Source organism: Seonamhaeicola sp. MEBiC01930 (assembly GCF_045277075.1).
Taxonomy (GTDB): domain Bacteria; phylum Bacteroidota; class Bacteroidia; order Flavobacteriales; family Flavobacteriaceae; genus Seonamhaeicola.
In genome coordinates this window covers 1685585-1707946 of record NZ_CP104270.1, presented here as the reverse complement: position 1 = coordinate 1707946, position 22362 = coordinate 1685585, and the positions used below count along the sequence as shown (strand labels likewise).

The 22362-nt window shown below is 32.2% G+C and carries 21 protein-coding genes; 14 read left to right on the top strand and 7 right to left on the bottom strand.

Annotation, left to right across the window (positions count from 1 at the left end; translation table 11 throughout):
* Positions 1–10: 10 nt before the first annotated feature.
* The 9 genes from N1F78_RS07405 (at position 11) to N1F78_RS07365 (ending at position 6965) form a co-directional block, all read left to right on the top strand.
* Positions 11–361 (top strand): hypothetical protein, encoded by a 351-nt coding sequence (locus tag N1F78_RS07405; protein ID WP_406685537.1) that lies wholly within the window; start codon positions 11–13, stop codon positions 359–361.
* Between the two features lies 1 nt (position 362).
* Positions 363–1115 carry a Fe-S cluster assembly ATPase SufC gene (gene sufC / locus N1F78_RS07400; protein WP_406685536.1) on the top strand — a complete coding sequence of 251 codons (753 nt, stop codon included), beginning with the start codon at positions 363–365 and terminating at the stop codon, positions 1113–1115.
* A gap of 80 nt (positions 1116–1195) precedes the next feature.
* Positions 1196–2509 carry a Fe-S cluster assembly protein SufD gene (gene sufD / locus N1F78_RS07395; protein WP_406685535.1) on the top strand — a complete coding sequence of 438 codons (1314 nt, stop codon included), beginning with the start codon at positions 1196–1198 and terminating at the stop codon, positions 2507–2509.
* A 78-nt stretch (positions 2510–2587) separates the two neighbouring features.
* On the top strand, positions 2588–3802 hold the full coding sequence (locus N1F78_RS07390) for an aminotransferase class V-fold PLP-dependent enzyme (protein ID WP_406685534.1): 1215 nt from the start codon (positions 2588–2590) through the stop codon (positions 3800–3802).
* Positions 3803–3848: 46 nt separating this feature from the next.
* Positions 3849–4616 (top strand): META domain-containing protein, encoded by a 768-nt coding sequence (locus N1F78_RS07385; RefSeq protein WP_406685533.1) that lies wholly within the window; start codon positions 3849–3851, stop codon positions 4614–4616.
* A 39-nt stretch (positions 4617–4655) separates the two neighbouring features.
* Positions 4656–5078, top strand: coding sequence for a SufE family protein (locus tag N1F78_RS07380; protein WP_406685532.1), 423 nt, complete (start codon positions 4656–4658; stop codon positions 5076–5078).
* Between the two features lie 2 nt (positions 5079–5080).
* Positions 5081–5407 (top strand): DUF59 domain-containing protein, encoded by a 327-nt coding sequence (locus tag N1F78_RS07375; protein WP_406685531.1) that lies wholly within the window; start codon positions 5081–5083, stop codon positions 5405–5407.
* Positions 5408–5457: 50 nt separating this feature from the next.
* Complete coding sequence (locus tag N1F78_RS07370) at positions 5458–5964, top strand: DUF2480 family protein (protein WP_406685530.1); 507 nt, start codon at positions 5458–5460, stop codon at positions 5962–5964.
* A 74-nt stretch (positions 5965–6038) separates the two neighbouring features.
* Entirely contained in the window at positions 6039–6965 is a 927-nt protein-coding gene (locus tag N1F78_RS07365; protein ID WP_406685529.1) for a DUF3078 domain-containing protein, read from the top strand.
* A gap of 52 nt (positions 6966–7017) precedes the next feature.
* Here the strand turns inward: N1F78_RS07365 and hflX are convergent, their stop codons facing one another.
* Positions 7018–8235, bottom strand: a complete 1218-nt coding sequence (gene hflX / locus N1F78_RS07360; RefSeq protein ID WP_406685528.1) for a GTPase HflX — start codon at positions 8233–8235, stop codon at positions 7018–7020.
* A 75-nt stretch (positions 8236–8310) separates the two neighbouring features.
* Between hflX and N1F78_RS07355 the strand changes: the two genes are divergently transcribed.
* The 4 genes from N1F78_RS07355 to N1F78_RS07340 all read left to right on the top strand — a co-directional run bounded on the left by N1F78_RS07355 (position 8311) and on the right by N1F78_RS07340 (position 13328).
* Positions 8311–9279 carry an endonuclease gene (locus N1F78_RS07355; RefSeq protein WP_406685527.1) on the top strand — a complete coding sequence of 323 codons (969 nt, stop codon included), beginning with the start codon at positions 8311–8313 and terminating at the stop codon, positions 9277–9279.
* A 126-nt stretch (positions 9280–9405) separates the two neighbouring features.
* On the top strand, positions 9406–10902 hold the full coding sequence (locus tag N1F78_RS07350) for a hypothetical protein (RefSeq protein ID WP_406685526.1): 1497 nt from the start codon (positions 9406–9408) through the stop codon (positions 10900–10902).
* On the top strand, positions 10903–13092 hold the full coding sequence (locus N1F78_RS07345) for a tetratricopeptide repeat protein (RefSeq protein ID WP_406685525.1): 2190 nt from the start codon (positions 10903–10905) through the stop codon (positions 13090–13092).
* 50 nt (positions 13093–13142) lie between these two features.
* A complete protein-coding gene (locus tag N1F78_RS07340) occupies positions 13143–13328 on the top strand; it encodes a hypothetical protein (RefSeq protein ID WP_406685677.1) in 186 nt (61 codons plus the stop codon).
* Here N1F78_RS07340 and N1F78_RS07335 read toward each other — a convergent pair whose 3' ends face one another.
* The 3 genes from N1F78_RS07335 to N1F78_RS07325 form a co-directional block, all read right to left on the bottom strand.
* On the bottom strand, positions 13329–13706 hold the full coding sequence (locus N1F78_RS07335) for a hypothetical protein (protein WP_406685524.1): 378 nt from the start codon (positions 13704–13706) through the stop codon (positions 13329–13331).
* Positions 13707–13796: 90 nt separating this feature from the next.
* Positions 13797–15236: a DUF5689 domain-containing protein gene (locus tag N1F78_RS07330; protein ID WP_406685523.1), complete on the bottom strand. Its 1440-nt coding sequence runs from the start codon at positions 15234–15236 to the stop codon at positions 13797–13799.
* A 4-nt stretch (positions 15237–15240) separates the two neighbouring features.
* Positions 15241–18042, bottom strand: a complete 2802-nt coding sequence (locus N1F78_RS07325) for a carboxypeptidase-like regulatory domain-containing protein (RefSeq protein WP_406685522.1) — start codon at positions 18040–18042, stop codon at positions 15241–15243.
* A 135-nt stretch (positions 18043–18177) separates the two neighbouring features.
* On the opposite strand from N1F78_RS07325, the gene N1F78_RS07320 reads away from it, so the two are divergent.
* Complete coding sequence (locus tag N1F78_RS07320; protein WP_406685521.1) at positions 18178–19230, top strand: endonuclease/exonuclease/phosphatase family protein; 1053 nt, start codon at positions 18178–18180, stop codon at positions 19228–19230.
* Between the two features lie 4 nt (positions 19231–19234).
* Here the strand turns inward: N1F78_RS07320 and N1F78_RS07315 are convergent, their stop codons facing one another.
* The 3 genes from N1F78_RS07315 to N1F78_RS07305 all read right to left on the bottom strand — a co-directional run bounded on the left by N1F78_RS07315 (position 19235) and on the right by N1F78_RS07305 (position 22355).
* On the bottom strand, positions 19235–19672 hold the full coding sequence (locus N1F78_RS07315) for a hypothetical protein (RefSeq protein WP_406685520.1): 438 nt from the start codon (positions 19670–19672) through the stop codon (positions 19235–19237).
* Positions 19673–19770: 98 nt separating this feature from the next.
* The gene (locus tag N1F78_RS07310) at positions 19771–21123 is read right to left on the bottom strand and encodes an endonuclease (protein ID WP_406685519.1); all 1353 of its coding nucleotides are present in this window, start codon (positions 21121–21123) and stop codon (positions 19771–19773) included.
* Between the two features lie 83 nt (positions 21124–21206).
* Complete coding sequence (locus tag N1F78_RS07305) at positions 21207–22355, bottom strand: hypothetical protein (protein WP_406685518.1); 1149 nt, start codon at positions 22353–22355, stop codon at positions 21207–21209.
* Between the last annotated feature and the right edge of the window lie 7 nt (positions 22356–22362).

Below are 22362 nucleotides of genomic sequence, written 5' to 3'. Positions count from 1 at the left end.
ACTGTTTTTAATGAAAAAACTCATTATTCTTTTTTTATGTTTTTTCACTTTTCTTAACTGCAGGAAAAGTGGTGAAATAATATCTGGTAATTATGTATTCTATGAAGATGCGGCTGTTTTACAAACAGACAGCATTATTTATGGTGTTATTATCAACGATAAAGCACAAGAACTAAACAAACAAGCAGAACCCTTAAAAAAACAACCAACTGATATGGTTAGGGTTGAAATAAGAGGAACAATAAATAAACAAAAACACGAATCTATTCTTTGGGAAGATAAAATTGAGATAACTGAAATTTTCAATTTAGAAGCAATCCCAAATGAAGACTATAATAATACTATAAAACTAAGTGAGTAATATGTTAAAGATAGAAAACCTACATGCTGGTATTGAAGATAAAGGTATTTTGAAAGGAATTAATCTAGAGGTTAAACCTGGTGAAGTTCATGCCATAATGGGACCTAACGGTTCTGGTAAAAGTACGCTTTCGTCTGTAATTGCGGGTAAAGAAGAATATGAAGTTTCTGAAGGAAGCATCATTTTTGAAGGTGAAGACATTGAAGAATTAGAAGCAGATGAAAGAGCTCATAAAGGTATTTTTATGTCGTTTCAATATCCTGTAGAAATCCCAGGAGTTTCTGTAACTAACTTTATTAAAACAGCTATAAACGAAACTAGAAAGGCTCAAGGATTAGAAGACATGCCTGCTAAAGACATGCTTAAATTAATCCGAGAGAAATCTGATCTTTTAGAAATTGATAGAAAATTTTTATCACGTTCTTTAAATGAAGGGTTTTCAGGAGGAGAAAAGAAAAGAAATGAAATTTTTCAAATGGCTATGTTAGATCCTAAACTAGCCATTCTTGATGAGACAGATTCAGGGTTAGATATTGATGCGCTTCGTATTGTAGCTAACGGTGTAAATAAATTAAAAAGCAATAATAATGCTGTAATAGTTATTACGCACTACCAAAGGCTCTTAGATTATATTGTACCAGATTATGTACATGTTTTACATAACGGAAAAATTGTAAAATCTGGAACTAAAGAATTAGCTCATGAGCTTGAAGAAAAAGGTTACGACTGGATAAAAGACGAAGTTGGCGCATAAAGCCAGTAACCAGTACTCAGTTAATAGTATGTGGTCAATGAGACTAAAAACTAAAAACTGAAAACTGCATACTTAAGAATATGGATTTAAAAGAAAAATTATTATCATCTTTTTTAGTATTTGAGAATCAAGGAGAAATAGATTCTTATGTAAGTGATGTTAGGAACGATGCTATAAAAACCTTTGAAGAAAAAGGCTTCCCTACTAAAAAAGATGAAGCTTGGAAATACACATCTTTAAATAAGCTTTTAAAAGAAGATTATAGTGTTTTCCCTAAACAAGAAAACGCATTAGAATACAGCGATGTTAAAAAGTATTTCATTCACGAAATAGATGCTTACAAAATAGTTTTTATCGATGGTAAATATTCATCACATCTTTCAGAAACCACTCATGATGGACTAGATGTCTGTTTAATGTCTTCTGCCCTAAGCAAGCCTAAATATCGTCTCATTATAGAAAACTATTTCAATAAAGCAGCTACTAAAGATAGTTTATCATCTCTTAACACCGCTTTTTCTAAAGAAGGAGCCTATATTCATATTCCAAAGGGTAAAATAATTGAAAAACCAATTCAGATTATTCACTTTTCAACAGGAAATGAGTCCGCAACAATGTTACAACCACGTAACCTAATTGTAGTTGAAGAGAATTCTCATGTTCAAATTATAGAGCGTCATCAAAGTTTAACAAGTAATTCAGTTTTAACCAATAGTGTTACTGAAATATTTGCTAAAAAACGTGCTATTATAGATTATTACAAAATCCAGAATGATAACGCCAACGCATCTTTAATAGATAACACATTTATTAAGCAAAAACAGGAAAGTATTGCTTCTGTTCATACATTTTCTTTTGGTGGAAAATTAACCCGTAACAATCTTAATTATTATCAAGAGGGTGAACGTATAGACTCTACCTTAAAAGGCGTTACAATTATTGGAAATAAACAACATGTTGATCATAATACATTGGTACACCATATAGAGCCAAATTGTGAAAGCCACCAGGATTATAAAGGTATTTTTACAGACAGTGCTACGGGTGTTTTTAACGGTAAAGTAGTTGTTGAAAAAGAAGCTCAAAAAACAAACGCATTTCAAGCAAATAACAACATATTAATTAGCGATAAAGCCTCAATAAACACCAAGCCTCAATTAGAAATATTTGCAGATGATGTAAAATGTTCTCATGGTTGTACAATTGGTCAATTAGATGAAAGCGCTTTATTTTATATGAGGTCTCGAGGTATTCCAGAGAAAGAAGCTAAAGCATTATTAATGTATGCTTTTAGTAACAATGTACTTAGTTCTGTTAAAATCCCAGAGCTTAAGCGCCGAATAACTAATATAATTGCAAATCAATTGGGTGTTAATATTGGTTTCGATTTGTAAAATATTCAGAAGCTACTTCCCGTTAAGCTTTTTTCTTGAGCGAAGTTTAAAGACGAATATCGTGGCTAAAAATCAATTATGCTAAATGCTGAAAACATAAGAAAAGATTTTCCCATTCTTTCAAGAAAAGTAAATGGTAAACCTTTAGTGTATTTTGATAATGCCGCAACATCACAAACTCCTCAACAAGTAATTGATGTCATAGTAGATTATTATTCAAATTACAATGCTAATATTCACAGGGGTGTTCATACCTTAAGTCAGGAAGCCACTGATTTATATGAACAAGCCAGACTAAAAATACAAGCACATTTTAATGCACAGTATTCTCATGAAATCATACTAACTTCTGGTACAACACATGGTATTAATTTAATTGCAAATGGTTTTTCATCTATTCTAAAACAAGAAGATGAAATAATAGTATCGGCATTAGAACACCATAGTAATATTGTTCCTTGGCAAATGATATGTGAACAAACAGGAGCAACATTAAAAGTCATTCCAATGAATGATGATGGTGAGTTGGTAATGTCTGAATATGACAAGCTACTTTCTGAAAACACAAAACTGGTATTCACCAATCATATTTCCAACGCTTTAGGAACCATTAATCCTATTGAATATATTATTGAAAAAGCCCATGAGGTTGGAGCTGCTGTTTTAATTGATGGCGCGCAAGCATGTCCTCATATAAAACCAAATGTTCAAGATTTAGATGTTGATTTTTATGTTGCCTCAGCGCATAAAATGTGTGGACCTACTGGTGTTGGAATGCTCTATGGAAAAGAAAAATGGCTTAACATTTTACCACCGTATCAAGGTGGTGGTGAAATGATTGCAGAAGTTACCTTTGATAAAACAACTTATGCAGATTTACCACATAAGTTTGAAGCTGGAACTCCAAATATTGCTGGAGGCATTGCTTTTGGCGCCGCATTAGATTATATGAATCATATTGGATTTGATGCTATAGCAACTTATGAAAATGAATTACTGGAATATGGCACCCAAAAGCTTTTAGATATTGAAGGCTTAAAAATTTATGGTACTTCTAAAAACAAAACATCTGTATTATCTTTTAATTTAGAAGGTATTCATCCATATGATGTAGGTTCTATTTTAGATAAATTAGGAATTGCCGTAAGAACTGGTCATCATTGTGCCCAACCTATTATGGATTACTACAAAATCCCAGGAACTATAAGAGCTTCTTTTGCATTTTACAATACCAAAGCTGAAATTGATTCCTTAGTTGAAGGCATTAAAAAAGCTAAAATGATGTTGTCTTAAACTTAGGTATCTTTTTTGTACTTTCATTTTTAAAATTTTCCAGATTATGAAATGGATATTGATTCTTTTCAGTGTTATTACAATGAAAACTTGTGATAATCTAAGTTCACAAAAACCAGACACCATGTTTAATAGCACCTACAACATAATCACTTTAAACGGTAAAGACATATCAGAATTCAATCTAAAAATTGCATTTAATGATTCTACTAAACAAGTATCAGGGTTCTCAGGTTGCAACCGTTTTTTAGGTTCTTTTACAATTGAAGGAGAAACTTTAAGAATGGGGCCATTAGCTTCAACCAGAAAAATGTGCCTACCAGAATTAAACACTATTGAAAGTGAAATGTTAGACATTCTCTCAAAAGAAATTACTTTTTCAAAAGAAGATTCATCTTTGAGACTTCTTGAAAACAAAACAGTTTTAATTGAAGCCATTAAGAAAGTGGTACACAATCACTCTATATCATTTGAGTACTCTAAACATTCTAGAGGGGCCTATCAAAATATATGTGTCAGCAAAAAATCTATTATAATTAAAAATAAAAGAGTGGGAGATGAAATAGGAGTAGGTTGCAGCGAAGAACAATGGCAGAACATCATCGATATTATTAAAAATATAGATATTGAACGAATTCAAAACCTTGAAGCGCCTTCGCAAAAAAGATTATATGATGGTGCAGCTATAGCTAAATTAAAAATTATTTACGATGGTAAAACATATGAAACGCCTAGTTTTGATCACGGCAATCCCAATCCATACATCGCTAATCTTGTTAAAGAAATCTTATCAATAGCTCAAAATATTGAATAGCAACTTTTCTTATTGTATTTTTGCTTAAAATTTGACATTGTGACGATTGAAGACATTCAAAACGAAATAATTGACGAATTCTCAATGTTTGAAGATTGGGAAGAGCGTTACCAATACATGATAGATTTAGGGAAAGAATTACCCCTTATTCACGACCAATATAAAACTGACAGTAACATTATTAAAGGTTGCCAAAGTAAAGTATGGGTTCATGCAGAAATGATAGATGATAAATTAGAATTTACTGCCGATAGTGATGCTATTATCACAAAAGGTATTATTGCTATTTTAATAAGAGCTTTTTCAAACCAGCATCCAAAAGATATTATAGATGCAGACACAAGTTTTATAGATAAAATTGGTTTAAAAGAGCATCTTTCGCCTACGCGAGCCAATGGTTTAGTAAGTATGGTAAAACAGTTAAAAATGTACGCTATAGCGTATCAAACTCAATTAAATTAATTATGAGTGAAACAACAATAGACACAGCCGAATTAGGCGAAAAAATAGTGAATGTTTTAAAATCCATTTACGACCCTGAAATTCCTGTAGACATTTATGAATTAGGTTTAATTTATGATGTGTTTGTAAACGAAGATTACGATGTTAAAATCTTAATGACCTTAACCACACCTAATTGTCCAGTTGCAGAAACACTACCTTTAGAAGTTGAAGAAAAAGTTAAATCACTAGATGATGTAAAAAATGCCGAGGTTGAAATTACATTTGACCCACCATGGTCTCAAGACTTAATGAGTGAGGAGGCAAAACTGGAATTAGGGATGCTTTAATCTAATGTTTTAATTCCTGCCGAGGCAGGAATCCATAATCTACTATAAAAATGCCAGATAAAATCGTAAATCGCGTAGCGAACAGCAAATTAGTTACACTAGATCTAGAGGATTTTTATCCTGAGGGTAATCGGGTATTATTTGATATTAAAGACTGGTTATTTGAAGGTTTTGTATTACGTGAAAAAGATTTTAGAGAGCATGTTTCTGAATTTGATTGGTCTAAATACCAAGACAGTTATGTGGCTTTAACTTGCAGTACAGACGCCATTATTCCTGGGTGGGCGTATATGCTATTAACTGTTCACTTAGAACCTTATGCTAAAAAAATTGTTATTGGTAATTTAGAAACGATAGAAACCTCTGTTTATCAAGACATCATAAATGATTTAGCTATTGATGAATTTCAAGACAAACCTATCATTATAAAAGGGTGTTCTAACAAACCTGTACCACAAAACGCTTATATTATGCTTACAAATAAGCTGAAACCTATAGCTAAATCAATAATGTATGGTGAAGCTTGCTCTTCTGTTCCGCTTTATAAAAACAAATAATTTCCTGTGACCTAAATAAAAAAAAGGGTCTAAACTTTATATTTGCAATAACTTTAATAAAACTCAAATTTAAAATGAAAAGAGTATTACTATTATGCTTTCTGTTTATTGGAATTTTTTCTATAAACGCACAAACTAAAGAAGAATTACAAGCAAAAAAAGCTGAAAAACAAGCAGCAGCAAATGCCGCTCAAGCCGAAGCTAATGCTTTGCAAGCTCAAATAGACGCACTTCCGGGTTGGAGAACAGGTGCTTTTGGTACTATTGGCGGAAGTTTATCTAACTTCAGCAATTGGTATGCCCAAGGTGCTCCTAACAATAACTCAGGAAACATTGGCTTTACTGTTAATGCCTATGCTAATTTAATTGAAGATAAATTCTTTTGGAGAAATGCCTTAACCACAAACCTTAATTGGGTAAAGTTAGATAATAAAGATATAGATACTGATAATGATAGTTTTGAACCTACTACTGACGTTTTCAATATCTCTTCACTTTATGGTAGAAAAGTTAGTGAGAAATTTGCCATCTCTGGAATGGGTGAGTATAGAACTACATTATTAAATAATTTTAATGATCCTGGTTATCTAGATTTAGGTATTGGTGGAACATGGACACCAGCTAAAAACTTGGTTGTTGTTATCCATCCATTAAACTACAATTTTATTTTTAGTAGTGGAGATACCGTTTTTGAATCATCTTTAGGAGCTAAAATAGTGGCTGATTATACTAGACAGATTGGAGCTATAAATTTTAAAACAAACTTGTCTTCATTCCAAAGTTATAAGAGTGGTGACTACTCTAACTGGACATGGACTAATTCCTTTGGTTATACCCTTTGGAAAATGATTGGTGTTGGTTTTGATTTTGGCTTACGTAATAACAAACAGGAAGCATTAAACTACGCATTAGCTCAAGATCCAGCAACCGCAACTGGATTTGACGACGTAGATAATGATTTACAAACCTACTGGACTTTCGGTTTAAGCTATAAGTTCTAAGTTGAATCTATTATAATAAATAAAAAAGGCATCTTTTATGATGCCTTTTTTATTACTTCATATCCTCATAATTATAATCAGGATATAGAAAATGATTATATGGAAAACGGGTGATATGAATTTCTCTTACCTCATCATAAACACGTTTTTTAAAGTCTTCCAAATTACTTTTATTGATAGCTGAAATAAATAAGGCATTGTTTCCAATTTTACTCATCCAAGTATTTTTCCACTCCTCTAAACTGTAATTAGCCTTGGTTTTTTCAGTATCCAAATTATCCTCATCTAATGGTTCTGATTTATAAGCATCAATCTTATTAAACACCATAATAGTTGGCTTATCACCACTCTTAATTTCCCCTAAAATTTTATTTACAGAATCAATATGCTCCTCAAAATTAGGGTGTGAAATATCAACAACATGCAATAATAAATCAGCTTCTCTAACCTCGTCCAAAGTACTTTTAAAACTGTCTACCAATTGAGTAGGTAACTTTCTAATAAAACCTACGGTATCACTTAACAGAAATGGTAAATTCTGAATCACTACCTTTCTAACGGTAGTATCAAGTGTAGCAAACAACTTATTTTCAGCAAACACCTCACTTTTACTCACCACATTCATTAAGGTTGATTTACCAACATTGGTGTATCCTACCAACGCAACACGAACCATTTTACCACGGTTACCACGCTGCACAGCCATTTGCTTGTCTATGGTCTTAATTTTGGCTTTAAGTAAAGCTATTTTATCTCGTACAATACGCCTATCTGTCTCAATTTCTGTTTCACCAGGACCACGCATTCCAATACCCCCTTTTTGACGCTCAAGGTGAGTCCACATTCCTCTTAGTCTTGGCAACAAATATTCGCATTGTGCCAATTCTACTTGAGTTCTAGCATAACTAGTTTGGGCACGTTGGGCAAAAATATCAAGGATAAGATTAGTTCTATCTAAAACTTTTACATCAAGAATCTTACTAATATTACGTTCTTGTGCCGCAGATAACTCATCATCAAAAATGGCTGTACCTACTTTATTTTCTTCAATAAACCGGCGAACATCCTCCATTTTACCAGACCCAATAAAGGTTTTAGGGTTAGGCATATCCATTTTCTGTGTAAAACGTGCTACCACTTCACCTCCAGCTGTATAAGTTAAGAACTCCAACTCATCTAAATATTCTTTAGACTGGATTTCATCTTGGTCTTTCGTAATAATTCCAATTAAAACAGCTTTCTCTAAAGCTATGTTTTTCTTTTCTATCATAAATCTTAATAATGCACAAAGTTACGTAATTGCATCCATTTTAATTTTTATATTTTTAATGCGAAAAATTAACCTATGAGCGATTTATTTGGGGATATCCCTGTTCAGGAAAACATGCAAACTGTTGCATTTTACAATGTAGAAAACTTGTTTGATATTTCTAAAGACAAACATACAAATGACTATGACTTTTTACCTACCTCGGTTAAAAAATGGACTCCCAAACGCTATAAAAATAAATTAAGAAAAATTGGATTTGCCATTTCAAACATTGGCAGAAAAGAAACAGGAAAACATCCTGCTATTGTTGGTTTAGCTGAAGTGGAAAATGCAAAGGTTATTGAAGACCTTCTAGACTCAAAACATTTAGACAACCTGGATTATGACTACGTACATTATGAATCTCCAGATGAACGCGGAATTGACGTTGCCTTGATATATGATAAAAAAGCTTTTAAAGTTACTAATTCAGAACCTTTTACCGTTCATTTAACCGATGAAGATGGTTCACCAGATTACACACGAGATGTATTATTGGTAAGTGGTATGCTTGATGGCGAATTTATTCATGTTATTGTTAACCACTGGTCTTCAAGAAGAGAAGGAACCAAAGAAACGGAATTTAAACGATTAGCTTCCTCTGATAAGGTGGCGGAAATTATAACTTCTTTACAGGACGAAAATGATAATGCCAAAATTATAGTGATTGGTGATTTTAACGATGAACCACACAATAATAGTATTGTTAAGTTAGTTGAAAATTTTGGACTATATAATCCTTTTGAAACGCTTCGTTCATACAATAGAGGTACCGTTAGCAGGTTTAAACAATGGAGTTTATTTGACCAAACCATTATTTCATCTAATTTTTTTAAAAGCTCAAAAGATGAATTTGAATACTATAGCGCCAATATTTTTGACGAAGATTTTTTAAAGACTTTTAATGGTAGATTTAAAGGGGCTCCTTTTAGAACTTATGCTGGTAAAAAGTATAAAGGTGGTTATAGCGACCACTTTCCGGTTTATGCGGTTTTTAAGAGGTGATTGGAGCGAGTTTAGCAAGACTGAAAATTTAACTTTATAGACTTCTTAAATAGAGCAAAAAAAACTAATTTTAAACGAGGTGAATTTTTACTATAGAATTTAAGCAAAATTATTTAATAACTTTTCATGTCAGAAAACAACAATTTACTAAAAAAAATTGCGGGTTTTGCCATTACAGGAGGGTTAGCTCTAGTAACTCAAGGAAGCTCCAATGTTGCACTTTCTTTATTTAACAATATTACCAGCGGAATGGCTGGAAACTTTATCCAAGGGTTAGATTATAAAAAAATCCAAAACATATTCAATGAAAATAATCCTGCCGACTTAAATCATGACATCAAAAAAATAATTGTAAAGGCTGTAGAATGGAGTGTAAAAAACATTGAATTCATTTATAAAGAAAGAGTTTATTTAGAAAAAAGTCAATTAAAAGAACTCCAGCTTTTCACAAAAAGCCTCCTTAAAGAAGTGAAAACCTTGGAATATAAACTCATGAATGAGGCAGATTCTTTTTACAAAGAAATCGAAAACCCAAAGACAAAAGAACATTTGGTTAACAAGTTTGAGATTCCAACAAATGAATTTCCTGTAATTAATGCAAATCATAACTATGGAAGCTTTTTTAAGGAAGAGTTCAATGATATGATGCAGTTGTGCTTCGGTGAACTTTTGAAGAAAGGCGAAAACAGAAATGCCTTAATAGCTTATCAAAGAAGTGTATATCAATCCTTAGATTCCAAGATGGATTTTCTATTAGAACAAAACAAAGAGATACTTCAAAATATTGACTCCGAAAAAAAATCATTTGACCAAGAAAGAATATCAGAAGTTTTAAAAGAGGCTAAGTTAGAAATTGAGGCTAAAAACACTGATGAATTATTACCAGAATTTGAAACTAGAATTGATGACCATTTTACAGCACTTTCAAAAGAATTTGATGACCTCAAAAGTGTTTTTTATAAAATATTGGCAGAAATTGATTCTAGCTACTTTTCCAAAAACAAGGTATACATCATTTCCTTATTAATTGGGGCGTTTGTTTTAATTGGAAGTTTATTTGCGTACATACTTTATTTACCTTTTACCTCGTCAATTACACTTGAAACAAAAAAAGACTTAAATACAAATGTTTTATACCCAAGTCTTGGTGAAAACAAAAGGCCTTCTCTAAAACTTTATGTAAATGGTGAGATTTTACATGAAGAAGTTAACAGTAACCATAAAGTGGTTTTTACAAATTTAGAAGCTTCCCTAAAAGGTGAAAAATTTAAAGCAAAACTTATAGATGAATTTTGGAAATTGTCTAATGACAGTTTGACAATAAGTAAAGATGCCATGCTAATTTATATTGAACCAAACGAATCTTTAGCTTTAATTGAAGGCGAAATTTTTAATCAAAAGGGAGGTGCCCCTATTAGTGATGCAGAAATAAGAATGGATGGGGATTTATTGACTAAAACAGATAGTAATGGTGTTTTTAGAATAAAAATACCATTAGAAAAAAGGAAATTGTTTTATCGTATTGATATTCGTAAAGACGGTTTTGTGCCAAACCCATATTCTACCAAATATTATCCTCAGTCTACCTTTTCACCAATAGGACTAATACCAAAAGATGACTAGATGAAAACACTTTTAAAATATTCATTGTTCATTTTATTTATTAATCAAATTTCTTCTCAAAGTATTATAAATGGGAAGATTTACTACCAACATAGCGGCTATATGCCAGCTGAAAAAGTTAAGGTAAAGGCTAATCATGCTAATGAAACGGTCTCAACTTCAGAAGGCGATTTTACTTTAGATTTCATCGCTAACCATGTAGACGAAAAGGCGAATATTTCCATTGGCACAAACAATATTGGCATAGATATAAACGGGCAAGAGGTTGAACTAGTCAATAAACATGATTTAAGATATATATCAATTCCAAATGGTATAAGAGACTCTATATATCTAATTATATGCCCAAAAGGAAATCTAGACAGAGAGACCCGCAGGTATTATAAAATAATCACTAGTGAAGCTGAAAAAGAATTAAAAGAAATCAAAGCAAGGTTTAGAACCATTAGAAAAGAGCATGGAATTTCACAGGATTCAATTATAAAGCTTAATAAACTTATAGAAAATTACGAGAAACTCAATGATTCAGCATCAATTTATTTAGATGCCCAGAACATTGCAAGAATCAATAGAGACGGCGCATCCCCCAGGACAATTCGTTTTTTAAACAAACTAAGAGCAGGTAAATCCATAAAAGAGGCCAGGAAAGAATTAAGTACCATGGCGGCCTTTAAAGAGGCAAATCAAGGTGGCAGTGTAATTAATTCAAGAATAGAAGAAATCCGTACAAAAGCCAATAGTTTTGCTACCGAGTACAAGATTCTTGAAGCTATTGGACAATTGGATACTATTAACTTAATTATTAGTAATAATAAATTAGAAAAAATTCAACAGATAGAAAATTACCAACGAATAGCCAAATTATATGAATCAATTAATTACTTTGATAAGGAGCTATCTACCTTAAATAAAGCTTGGGAAGTTCTAGACCAATACCAATACTTTTTTAATGTAAAAGGCGATTTATCCAGAGCGCTTTCGTATTGTTATAGACTTAAAGGAAATACTTCAAAAGCTCTAGAGCTCCTAGATCAAGCGGAGGGATTTTATAAAAGTCATAAATTAAAAAATGACAATTATGCCTTTGAATATGAAAAATATTTTATGATAGATCTTGCTCGTGCTCAAATTTATTTTGACAACAAAGATTTAAAAAATGCCAAGAAATATGTTACTGAGTGCTTGCATTTTTTCAATGAATCTAAGAGGTTTAATGTAATGGGAGAAGATAAAGTTATTCCTGCCAAAATGCTAATGGTTTTCATTTCTGGTGTGAATTTAGACATTCAAGGTGTAGAGACTTACACAAAAGAAATATTAAACTATTTTGACAAGAAAGGTAAAGCCCCTATACCCATTTACTTAAAGCCTATTGAGCCAGAAGCCCTAATTCTTTTAGGAAAAGTTCTTGTCTTTTTCAAAAAAAATATGGACGGGTTAGATTATTTAAAAAAGGGCCTAAATAAGTACGAAGTTTTATATCAAGAAAATCAATTTTTATATGCCATCAGATTAGCAGAAAATTATGTAATCATGGCAAAATTGAATAATTTATTCTTTAGTAAAACTAATAAAATTGAATATCTAAAAAAAGCAATGAATTATGTGGGTGGAGCAGAAAAAGTAATTGAGAACTACCCATATGATAATTTAAAAATGGAAAAAATATCAAAAGATGTTTTGGAACAAAAAAATATTATTAACTCTGTTAGTGATGATATTCTTGAATATCCAAAGACTATGAAGATTGTGTCTGATTATGAAGAAAAGATTAAGGCTTCTAAAAACCAGGAAGAAAAGTTTTTACTGCAAAAACACATTGTAAAGGAAATTTTAAAATTTACACAGAAATACCCTGAATTTAAAAAAGCAAAAATGGATTTGGGGAGGAAACATGGAAGTTTAGCTTGGTACGCCTTGTTGAATAAGGACTTTGGTTTAGCAAAAATAAGTGCTTTAAAAGGTTTGGAACTCTCCCCAAATGAAGATTGGATTAACACAAATTTGGCTTTAGCATTTTTGTTATTGGATCAATATGATCAAGCAAAAGAAATATATTTAAAATATAAAGACACTCCTCGTGGCAAAGCCACTTATCGTGAAACATTTTTAAAAGACATTGCTGATTTAGAAAAAGCAGGCATTGTTCATAATGATTTTGAAAAGATAAAAGCTATATTAAATGAATAAACTTATTTCAACAAAACCAATAATAGGAGTATATTTGATTAGACTTTTTTATTTCTAACTTCTTTAAGAGTTCAAAAGACGAATTTGAATACTACAATGCCAACATCTTTGACGAAGATTTTTTAAAGACTTTTAATGGTAGATTTAAAGGGGCTCCTTTTAGAACTTATGCTGGTAAAAAGTATAAAGGTGGTTATAGTGACCACTTTCCGGTTTATGCGGTTTTTAAAAGATAATTAAACCGCTTGAAATAAAATATAGGCTAAAAAAAGGATGGCAACTGGTAATAACCAAAGTAACCAAACATTTGATTGAGATTTATTTTTTTTAACCATTTTAGAATTAATCATAATTCTTTTTCTACCAGTATATTGAAGCCAGTTTTTGAAATAGATACCGACAGAAACTATTCCAAATAATGTCCATGCCTTTGTACTTGACATAGTATTGACATTCATTTGATTAAAGAATGCGGCAAAAAAACATCCCAACAGAAATATTAAACTTATTTGAAGTATAGAAACATAACCTATAGCAATGGTATTTGCTTTCTGCCTAAAGCGTTTTTTATAAAAAGAAAATATGGAATAAAAATAATGGTCGAAAACGGTCATTCTACGAATTTAACACTTTCTAAATAACCTACCGTATTTTAGTATATAACAACTAACCCTTTTTAAGACGTAACATAAGATATATAAGCGTTATAATTCATAATCCACACTAATCTCATCCAATTCATAAATACCATCAAAAGCCTCCAATCCACCTCCTGTGTATTTAAAAGCTATGTGCATAGTTCCGGTGGCACAGGATAAATTCACATTACCGGAATTAAACCATGATGCGAAAGAATCGGAATCTTTAACTACATAAGCATCAGACAATACACCCCAAGTTGCAGCTGTTAAATTAGCTTCCGTACCATCCCAATCTAAAGAATACAATACTTCCATAAAACTACTATCTGCTAGACTATTAGAGGTTTTAAAGCGAAGAGTAATATTGCTATAAGAGTTTAAATCAATAGCTGGTGTAATTAACCAAGCAACATTTTTTATGTCTCCTGAACTTGCTATTTGTACTCTGGCAGAACGTCCCAATGAAGCGTTTGATGAGCTTGACGAGTAACCTTCCCATCCTTCAGAGCCTTCTTCTACGTAGTTAGTCCAACCCGAAATAGAAATTTGTCTATTATTAGATTGAGACTCAAAATCTTCATAAAACAAATTCTCAGAACCAAAAGTTGATGCTAATCCGCACGAAAGCTCTAAAGGGTCACACCTATCAGAACTATCAAAGTTTACACTAGCTGAATTTAAGGGTAAAATCACGCTAAAATCATCTCTAAAATCTCTACTAAAAACTCCAACCACACTTCCTTTTCCTTCAGGAACTATTAGCGACTTAAAATCTGAAAATGTACTGGTTTGCATTATCATTTGAATGCCAGAATCACAACTTTCCAACAATCGCAAGCCATCAAATTCATCAAAAGATTCACTAGCAAATGTTGCACCCAATTCAAATCTATTCAATTGCATATTGTCTAACTGAATTAGGGTATTTTCATCGGCTTCTGTTAAATTTTCTAAACTGACAGTCTTAGGTTGAATTTCAGCTATTTCAGTACTCCGAAGAACAATATCTTTATATTCAGCTGCTTGAATTTGTTTTACACTTGCAGCATCTCCTTTACCAATTGTTATTACGCCGCTTGTTTCCCCAATGGTTAATCCATTTAATTTAACAAAAACCTTTTGTCCAAATTGATAAGTATCTGACAAGTTACTCTTGTTGATGTCTATTTTAAACCCAAGTCTTGGGTCGTTATCTGGGTTACTAGCATCAATTTTATTCTGAATTATTAATTCTTCAAAAAAGTTTCCAGCTTTATCAGAAGAGATTACATACCCTTCAAGATAAGCATCATCTTCAATCACAACTGTTGTATTTCCGCCAATAACAGCTTGTTCATATAAAGACTTTATAGCCTTAAATGTTGTTATTTGATTTTGAGGAATTTCTGGTTCAGAAACTGATATATCAGGAATACCATAATCATCATCTTTAACGCATGAATTCACAAATAGTAAGATATTCGTGAAGACCAGTACCATTATAATATTTTCAATCTTTTTCATCTTTTTAAAATCTAAGATTAAGGTTTAGGAAATAGGTGGTTCCTCTTCCATACCAATATTTTGGTCCAAACACCGGTGTGTCTAATGCTTTATCATCTCTTAACTCTCTATAATTAGCATTTCGCCCCTGTTCAAAACCACCAGTTTTATAAACTTCATCCAAAAGGTTATTAATACTTGTAAATAGACCGATATAATACTTACCAACTTTCCAAGATTTACCTCCTACCAAATTAATTACCATATAATCATCAAACCTTTCTTGCCTTAGTAATGCCCTTGCTAAATCTTGGTCATAATCATTAAATACATTACCATCAAAATCAGTATTAAAATTTGAAGATCTAGTTAACGGACTAACATCAACATAAGTATTTGAGAAAAAATTAGCGGTAGCTCCAAACCACCAGTACTCTGGATCTCGATATTCAAAACCAACAGAATACGCCCTCTGCGGGCCAGAAGCCAACTTATAATCTTTTAATTGCGATTGACCAAAGTCTTTAAAACCATTAACAAATCCAGCATCTACAGATTCTTGGTCTGGTTCTGTTGAAAGGTACAAATTAGGATTATTATCATAGGTAAATTGACCAACCGAAGCGGCTCCTTTTAATTTTATGCTGGATGTTACTTGTGCTTCAACACCAAGTTCTACGCCTAAATGTTTTTTATCTATACCTTGTAAAATCTCCTGAACAAACACCGCATTATCACCACCAATACCATCTGCAAAAAAGAAAGAAATCTCACTAGCATCTGTTATTTTAGTATAATATCCAGTCAATTTTGCCTGAACAATTGTTGAACGCAATATGTAACTAGCATCAACAGACATTATATTTTCTTCTGAGACATTAGGAACTACACTATGATTTTCCCTAGAATTGGAAAAGGTATTTTGAACTGATGGTGCTCTTGAAATAAACCCTACATTAACATTGAAAACATGCTTTCCGGTTAATTTCAATGTTGTTCCTGCTTTAGCTCCAAAACCAGTAAACGATAATTGATCTCCTTTACCCAAAGAACTATCTGGAAAACCACCATTTTGATAAATACCTTCTCTTTGATATTGTGTTTGCCTTACACTTCCTGACACATAAAAATCTAGCTTATTATAAGTGAATTCGGCTTGTGCAAAAGCATTAAGTTCATTAGCTAATACATTGTAATGATATTTAAATTTATCCCCTTCTTTAACCAATCTGTTTGGATTTAATAAATCGTTTTGTGCTTCGTTTATATCTGTTGCAAAACCATCAATATCTAAATAGGTTGAAGCTCCTAAAAGGTCTAAAACCTGGGCAAAATTTTCGGATTTTAAGTTTTTATAACCTACCGAAGCATTTAGAATCAAATTATCATTTACTTTACTATTAAATATTGAATTTATACTAAGCTGGGTATCATCAACTCTATCTTCGTATAAAGCATATATTGCATTTCCTCCGTTTTGGGCATGGTTTAAATTAGCATCATACATGGCCTTCCAATTAATTTGTCCATCATTTTGAAAGTCTTTTAATGCCAAATAGGCAAACTGCAAATCATTCGGAAAGTTTCTTTCAAAATAACTTGGCAACTTTTGATAATATGTTGGACTTGGGTTTGCACCACCTCCTTGTGGGAATCCATTGATTAAATCCGTTCCGTTATAATCTAAACGACTGTTCCCTAATTTTCCGAATTGATAACCTATATTAGTATTTAAACTCGTTTTATCATTTAAATCCCAATAATGATTCAACATCAAAATGGGTTCATTCACTTCTTTAATTCTTGAGTTCCGTTTTTCACCATCTTGCCATCCCCAATACTCATTATACTTTATATCTTTTAAATCATAAATCTCTTGGGTGTTTGGAGACGATTTGCCCCTTCTATTAGGTGTGTAAATGGTTGTTAGATTTAAACTATGCGCATCACTAAGATTCTTTTCTACCGAAGCGAAAAACGAATTAGAATTATAAAGCGTTGCATCTTGATAGCCTTCATCTCCCCAGCGTCTTCCAATAGATAAGGTATATGCCCAATTATTTTTTAACAATCCCGAGGCATACGTTGCCATCAACCTGTTAGTATAACTTCTATTTGAAGAAGAATATGTTATCCGTCCACCAGGTCTTGCTTCTGAAGCTCTAACATTAATGTTTGTACTACCTAAAACACCTCCAAATGCGTAGCTTGAAGGTGAAAACCCAAGTGACAATTCTTGGTTTCTTAAAACATCATTAATCCCACCCCAATTACTCCATTGTGGCCTTCCGTTGTAAACTTTATTCATCTCAATACCATTTAATAAAATGGCACCATTATTAGAATCTAGTCCGCGTATTCTGAAAAAAGACGAGCTAAACTCAAACGCCGCTGTTCTTTGAAATACATCGAGTGAAGATGCTAATAATCCTGAAATATTATCTGCTCCACTCGTATCATCATTCAGTTCGTCATCGGACAGGGTGATGGTGAATAAATCCTCTGTTTCAGACACGTCCCTTTCCAAAGTCATGTCAGATATGTTAACTGTCTTTCCTTCGTTTACAACAATTGGAAAACGTTTTACTCCGTAACCCGTTTTTGAAATGGTTAAAATTTGTTCTCCAAATGGAATACCTGCGATAAATTCAAACGCTCCCAATTCATTGGTCAGTGCCCTTAAATTAGAATTTTCTATCACTACTAAAACACCTTCAATAGGCTGAAATGACAAAGATTCTTTCACACTACCTTTGATAATTGTTTCTTGCGAAAAAACGTAAACTGAAAACAATCCGAAAAAAAATAAAAGTAGTGTTTTATTCATACTAATAATTAGACACATAAATATAAGAAAAGTAACTTATTCTAAGATAAAGTTAAAAATCAGCCCTATTTATTATATTGGTTTAACTTTGGTCTAACTTTTGTATTTAAAAGGTAACTTATATATTTTCTTAAAATGAGCATATTACAAATACGTGTCTCTATATTGATATTAACCCTATGTTTAACTTCATATTCGCAGGATAAGAAATTTAAAATTCATACGGTAGCCTTCTATAATTTAGAAAATTTATTTGACACTATAAACGACCCAACAAAGCTTGATGAATACAGTCCCATGATGGAGATTAAGACCAATAGAGATGTGGTTTATAGAAAAAAAATAAATAATATGGCAAGAGTTCTTGCTGATATTGGTAAAGAAACCAATAACAATTCTCCAAGCATCATTGGTGTTTGTGAAATTGAAAACAAAATGGTTTTAGAAGACCTTGTTAATGACTCTTTATTGATTGACAAAGATTACGGTATTATTCACTATGATGCTCCCGATGCAAGAGGAATAGACGTTGCTCTTTTGTATCAGAAAAAAATATTTACACCACTAAACTCTAGTACTCATGGGTTAAAAATTTATGACGATCAAGATCAATCAAGGGTTTATACAAGGGACCAATTATTAGTTAGCGGAAAGCTTGAAGGTGAATTAATTCATTTAATTGTAAATCATTGGCCTTCAAGAAGAGGAGGACAAGCAAGAAGTAACCCTAAACGAGTTGCTGCAGCTAAAGTTAGTAAACGAATTATTGATTCATTGCAATCAGTTGACCCCTATTCTAAAGTAATTATAATGGGGGATTTAAACGATAACCCCACAAATACTAGTGTAAAGAATGTTTTGAATGCAAAAGAAAACAAAAACGAAATAGGAATGAAAGGTATCTATAATCCATTTACTACATTCTATAAAAACGGATTAGGTACCACGGCCTACAGAGATGTTTGGTACTTATTTGACCAAATTATGATTACAAAACCATTACTAAAAAAAGACACCTATTCACTTAAGTATTATAAAGCAGGTATTTTTAACGCCCATTATTTAACTCACAACAAAGGCAAATACAAAGGTTACCCATTTAGAAGTTTTTCAAATGGCAACTTTACAAATGGCTTTAGTGATCATTATCCCGTTTATTTATACCTTATAAAAGAATTGGAAAAATAAAATCTTATCCCATCCAAGTACTCCACGGGATTCTAGATAAAAAGAATACTAATGCAATAGAATAGAAAACCGCAATTGTTTTCAATTTAGCTTTAGAAGTTAGTTTCTTTTTGTGTTTAGAATAGCCAATAGTTATTAATGCAATAGCCAAAATATTCACAAAGGGGTGCTCAACTAAATATAAACGTGCTAAACTATTGCTCATTACACCACCTCCTAATTCACTCCACAACTCAAATCTTGGAGAAACAAAGTAAAGTATCATACCAATTAAAAGTTGAATATGAGATACAATTAAAGTGAATAATGATATTCTAAAATCTTTAGGGCTATACTCTTTACCTCCTGTAGATTTAATAATAGCATTAAAAACAGCTATAATCAGGATTAAAAGCACTAAATAAGCCCAATAAGAATGTAAATTAAGTATAATCTCGTACATGATTTAAATTTTTAAGTGAACCCAAAAATAATGATTTTAATCAATAAAAAAACCGCTTCTTAAAAGAAGCGGTTTTTTATTTATATGTTAAGGAATATTTATTCCCATTTATTCTCCGCTTCATTTCCTCCCCAAATTATAGTGGCCAAATATGGGTTATCAATAAAAGGATTTCTATTTCCTTGAGCAGCATAAATTACAGTATTGCGTTGTTCTTCAAAAGTAGACACTGGGTCTTCAACGTTCCATTTTAGAAACAATTCTATGGTGCCTACTTTAGAAAAGATTTCTCCATATCTAATATTCAAATACATCATCATTCTTGCAACATCACCCTTCCATTCGTCTCCTGGAAACCAGGTTTCACCATTTAACTGATATGTGCCACTGCCATCTATAAAAGGATAATTTAGTCTTTCACTGTTTACACTTTCATCACAAACTCTTAAATGATGTAAATCAGTTACTGCATTATCTGTGGCCAATAAAGATTGTGGGTAAACATGTTCTGTATTATATGTTTGTGGAGAATATGAATTATTACCTGAGGTATACTCTTCCCAATATCTACTTTCACTAGAATACATTAAAATAACGTTATCGGTATTCCCTAAATCTTCATCAGCATCATATAAATATTGATGTCTTTGAGCGTACGATAAAATAGTAGTGTGTTTACTTTGAGTTACTTCTTCCAATTCTTCAAGCATTAAACCTGAATCGTTTATAAAAATCACGCCATTATAATAAGTCTCAAGTTCAGGTGGTATATTATAATTTATAGAACTTAAAATGCTTATGTTAACAATAGCCGTAGAACAAGTGTTAGTAGGAACATCATCATCACAAATGGTATATGAAAAGGAATCACTTCCAACAAAACCTGCCAAAGCCGTATAACTTACGGTACCATCAACATTTAAAACAACTGTTCCTTGAGTTCCAGTATTATCAATTGAAGTTAATACAGCATCATCAATAGCAGAATCATTTTCTAACAAGTTAGAAATAATTCTTGTGCTATTTTCAGCAACATTTACAGCATCATTTACAGCCATAGGAGCTCCTTCATCCACTATGTTTACAGATACCGTAGCTGTAGAGCAATCTGCAGGTGTATCATTATCACAAATAGTATATTCAAATGTATCCGTACCCACAAAACCCTCTTTTGGAGTGTAGGTATACGTATTATTTCGATTATCTTCAATGGTTCCCCCTTCAGTACTGGTCAAGTCAATAGATGTAACTCTAGCGTTATCCAAGACAGTATCATTGGATAATAAATTTTGAATAGTGACTTCTGTATCCTCAACTGTAGAGAAAGAATCATTTACTGCTATCGACACTCCATTTGGTTCTGGTTCTGGGGTGGGAGCTGGTGTGTCATCTCCACCAGAGCTACAATTTATAAATAATATTGTAATAAAAAATAAAAAATACCTTTTCATAACATTCATAAAAATATTGGAATAAGAGGAAAAAAAACCACCTTTAGTTAAAGGTGGTTTTATAATATTTAGAGTTTAATTTATTATTGGTAAACCCAAACGCCACCAGTTTTGATAACGCTCATTGTTTCGTTACCTGTAGATCCTGTATACACTATATAAGTTAACACATATTTTTGCCCTTCTTCTGCAGAAGGATCTTTATCATCCAATAAAGCGTTGAATGCCTCTAAGAGCATCTCATCACTCCAATAATTGCTACTTCCCGATCTTCTGTCAAAACTTCCAAAGAACCCAACATTATCCGCCGGTCCAGGGTATATTGATATGAAAGCGTTTGATATAAAAGCAACATCATCACCAGTAAAGGTATACTTTATGGTATTATCTGGAACCCAAGTAGATCCATCATGACCAAATTGAAGCGTTTCACTGATTATATTATTATATTCTGACCAATCTGCGCCATCATAGATAAAATACTTCACATAACTATACGTTGTACTGTCATCAGTACGTCCATCACCATCAATATCATCAACATCAGTAACGTAAAGCTTGTACATGATACCTTCAATATCACCGGCTTCTTTTGGTTCAAATTTAAAGATATCTTTTAAAATGATTGGAATTTTAGCAACTGCCTCATCTTCGTTAGAAAAATTTGGAAAGCCTTCTCCCATTTCTGTGTATTCGTCATCAGTGAAACCACGCATAAACATCCATTCCCCTTCAAGGTATAAATACCCATTATTGTATTCATTATTAGATCCATTCCAAAAATCATAAGTTAATGATACCAGAGTTCTATCATCCGGATTTGGATATTTCCATTCTAAAAATTCAATGATTTCAGATTCTCTATCAAAATTTCCAAAAGTATGCCCTAAATCATCATAGTCTTGGCTACTTACGGTATATCTAATAAGGCTTCTTTCATCTCTTTTTGGTGCCCAAATATCATAAGTTACCAGTGCAGAGGACCCTGCACCCCAAACAGGATATTTATTCAGTAATAAACCAGGAATCAATGATTTGGCATCATCTGTGGAACCAAAATTAGGAAAGCTCAATCCTAGTTCGTCATAGTCTTCATCTGTTAGGGTCAAATTAGCATCGCCAGCTATTGGATTAGGTTGGGCGTCAATGTCATTGTAAATATCTTCTAAAGGGTTACAACCTACAAATGTAACCGCTAAGATTAAGGTGAATAAATAAATAAAATTTTTCATTTTCAAA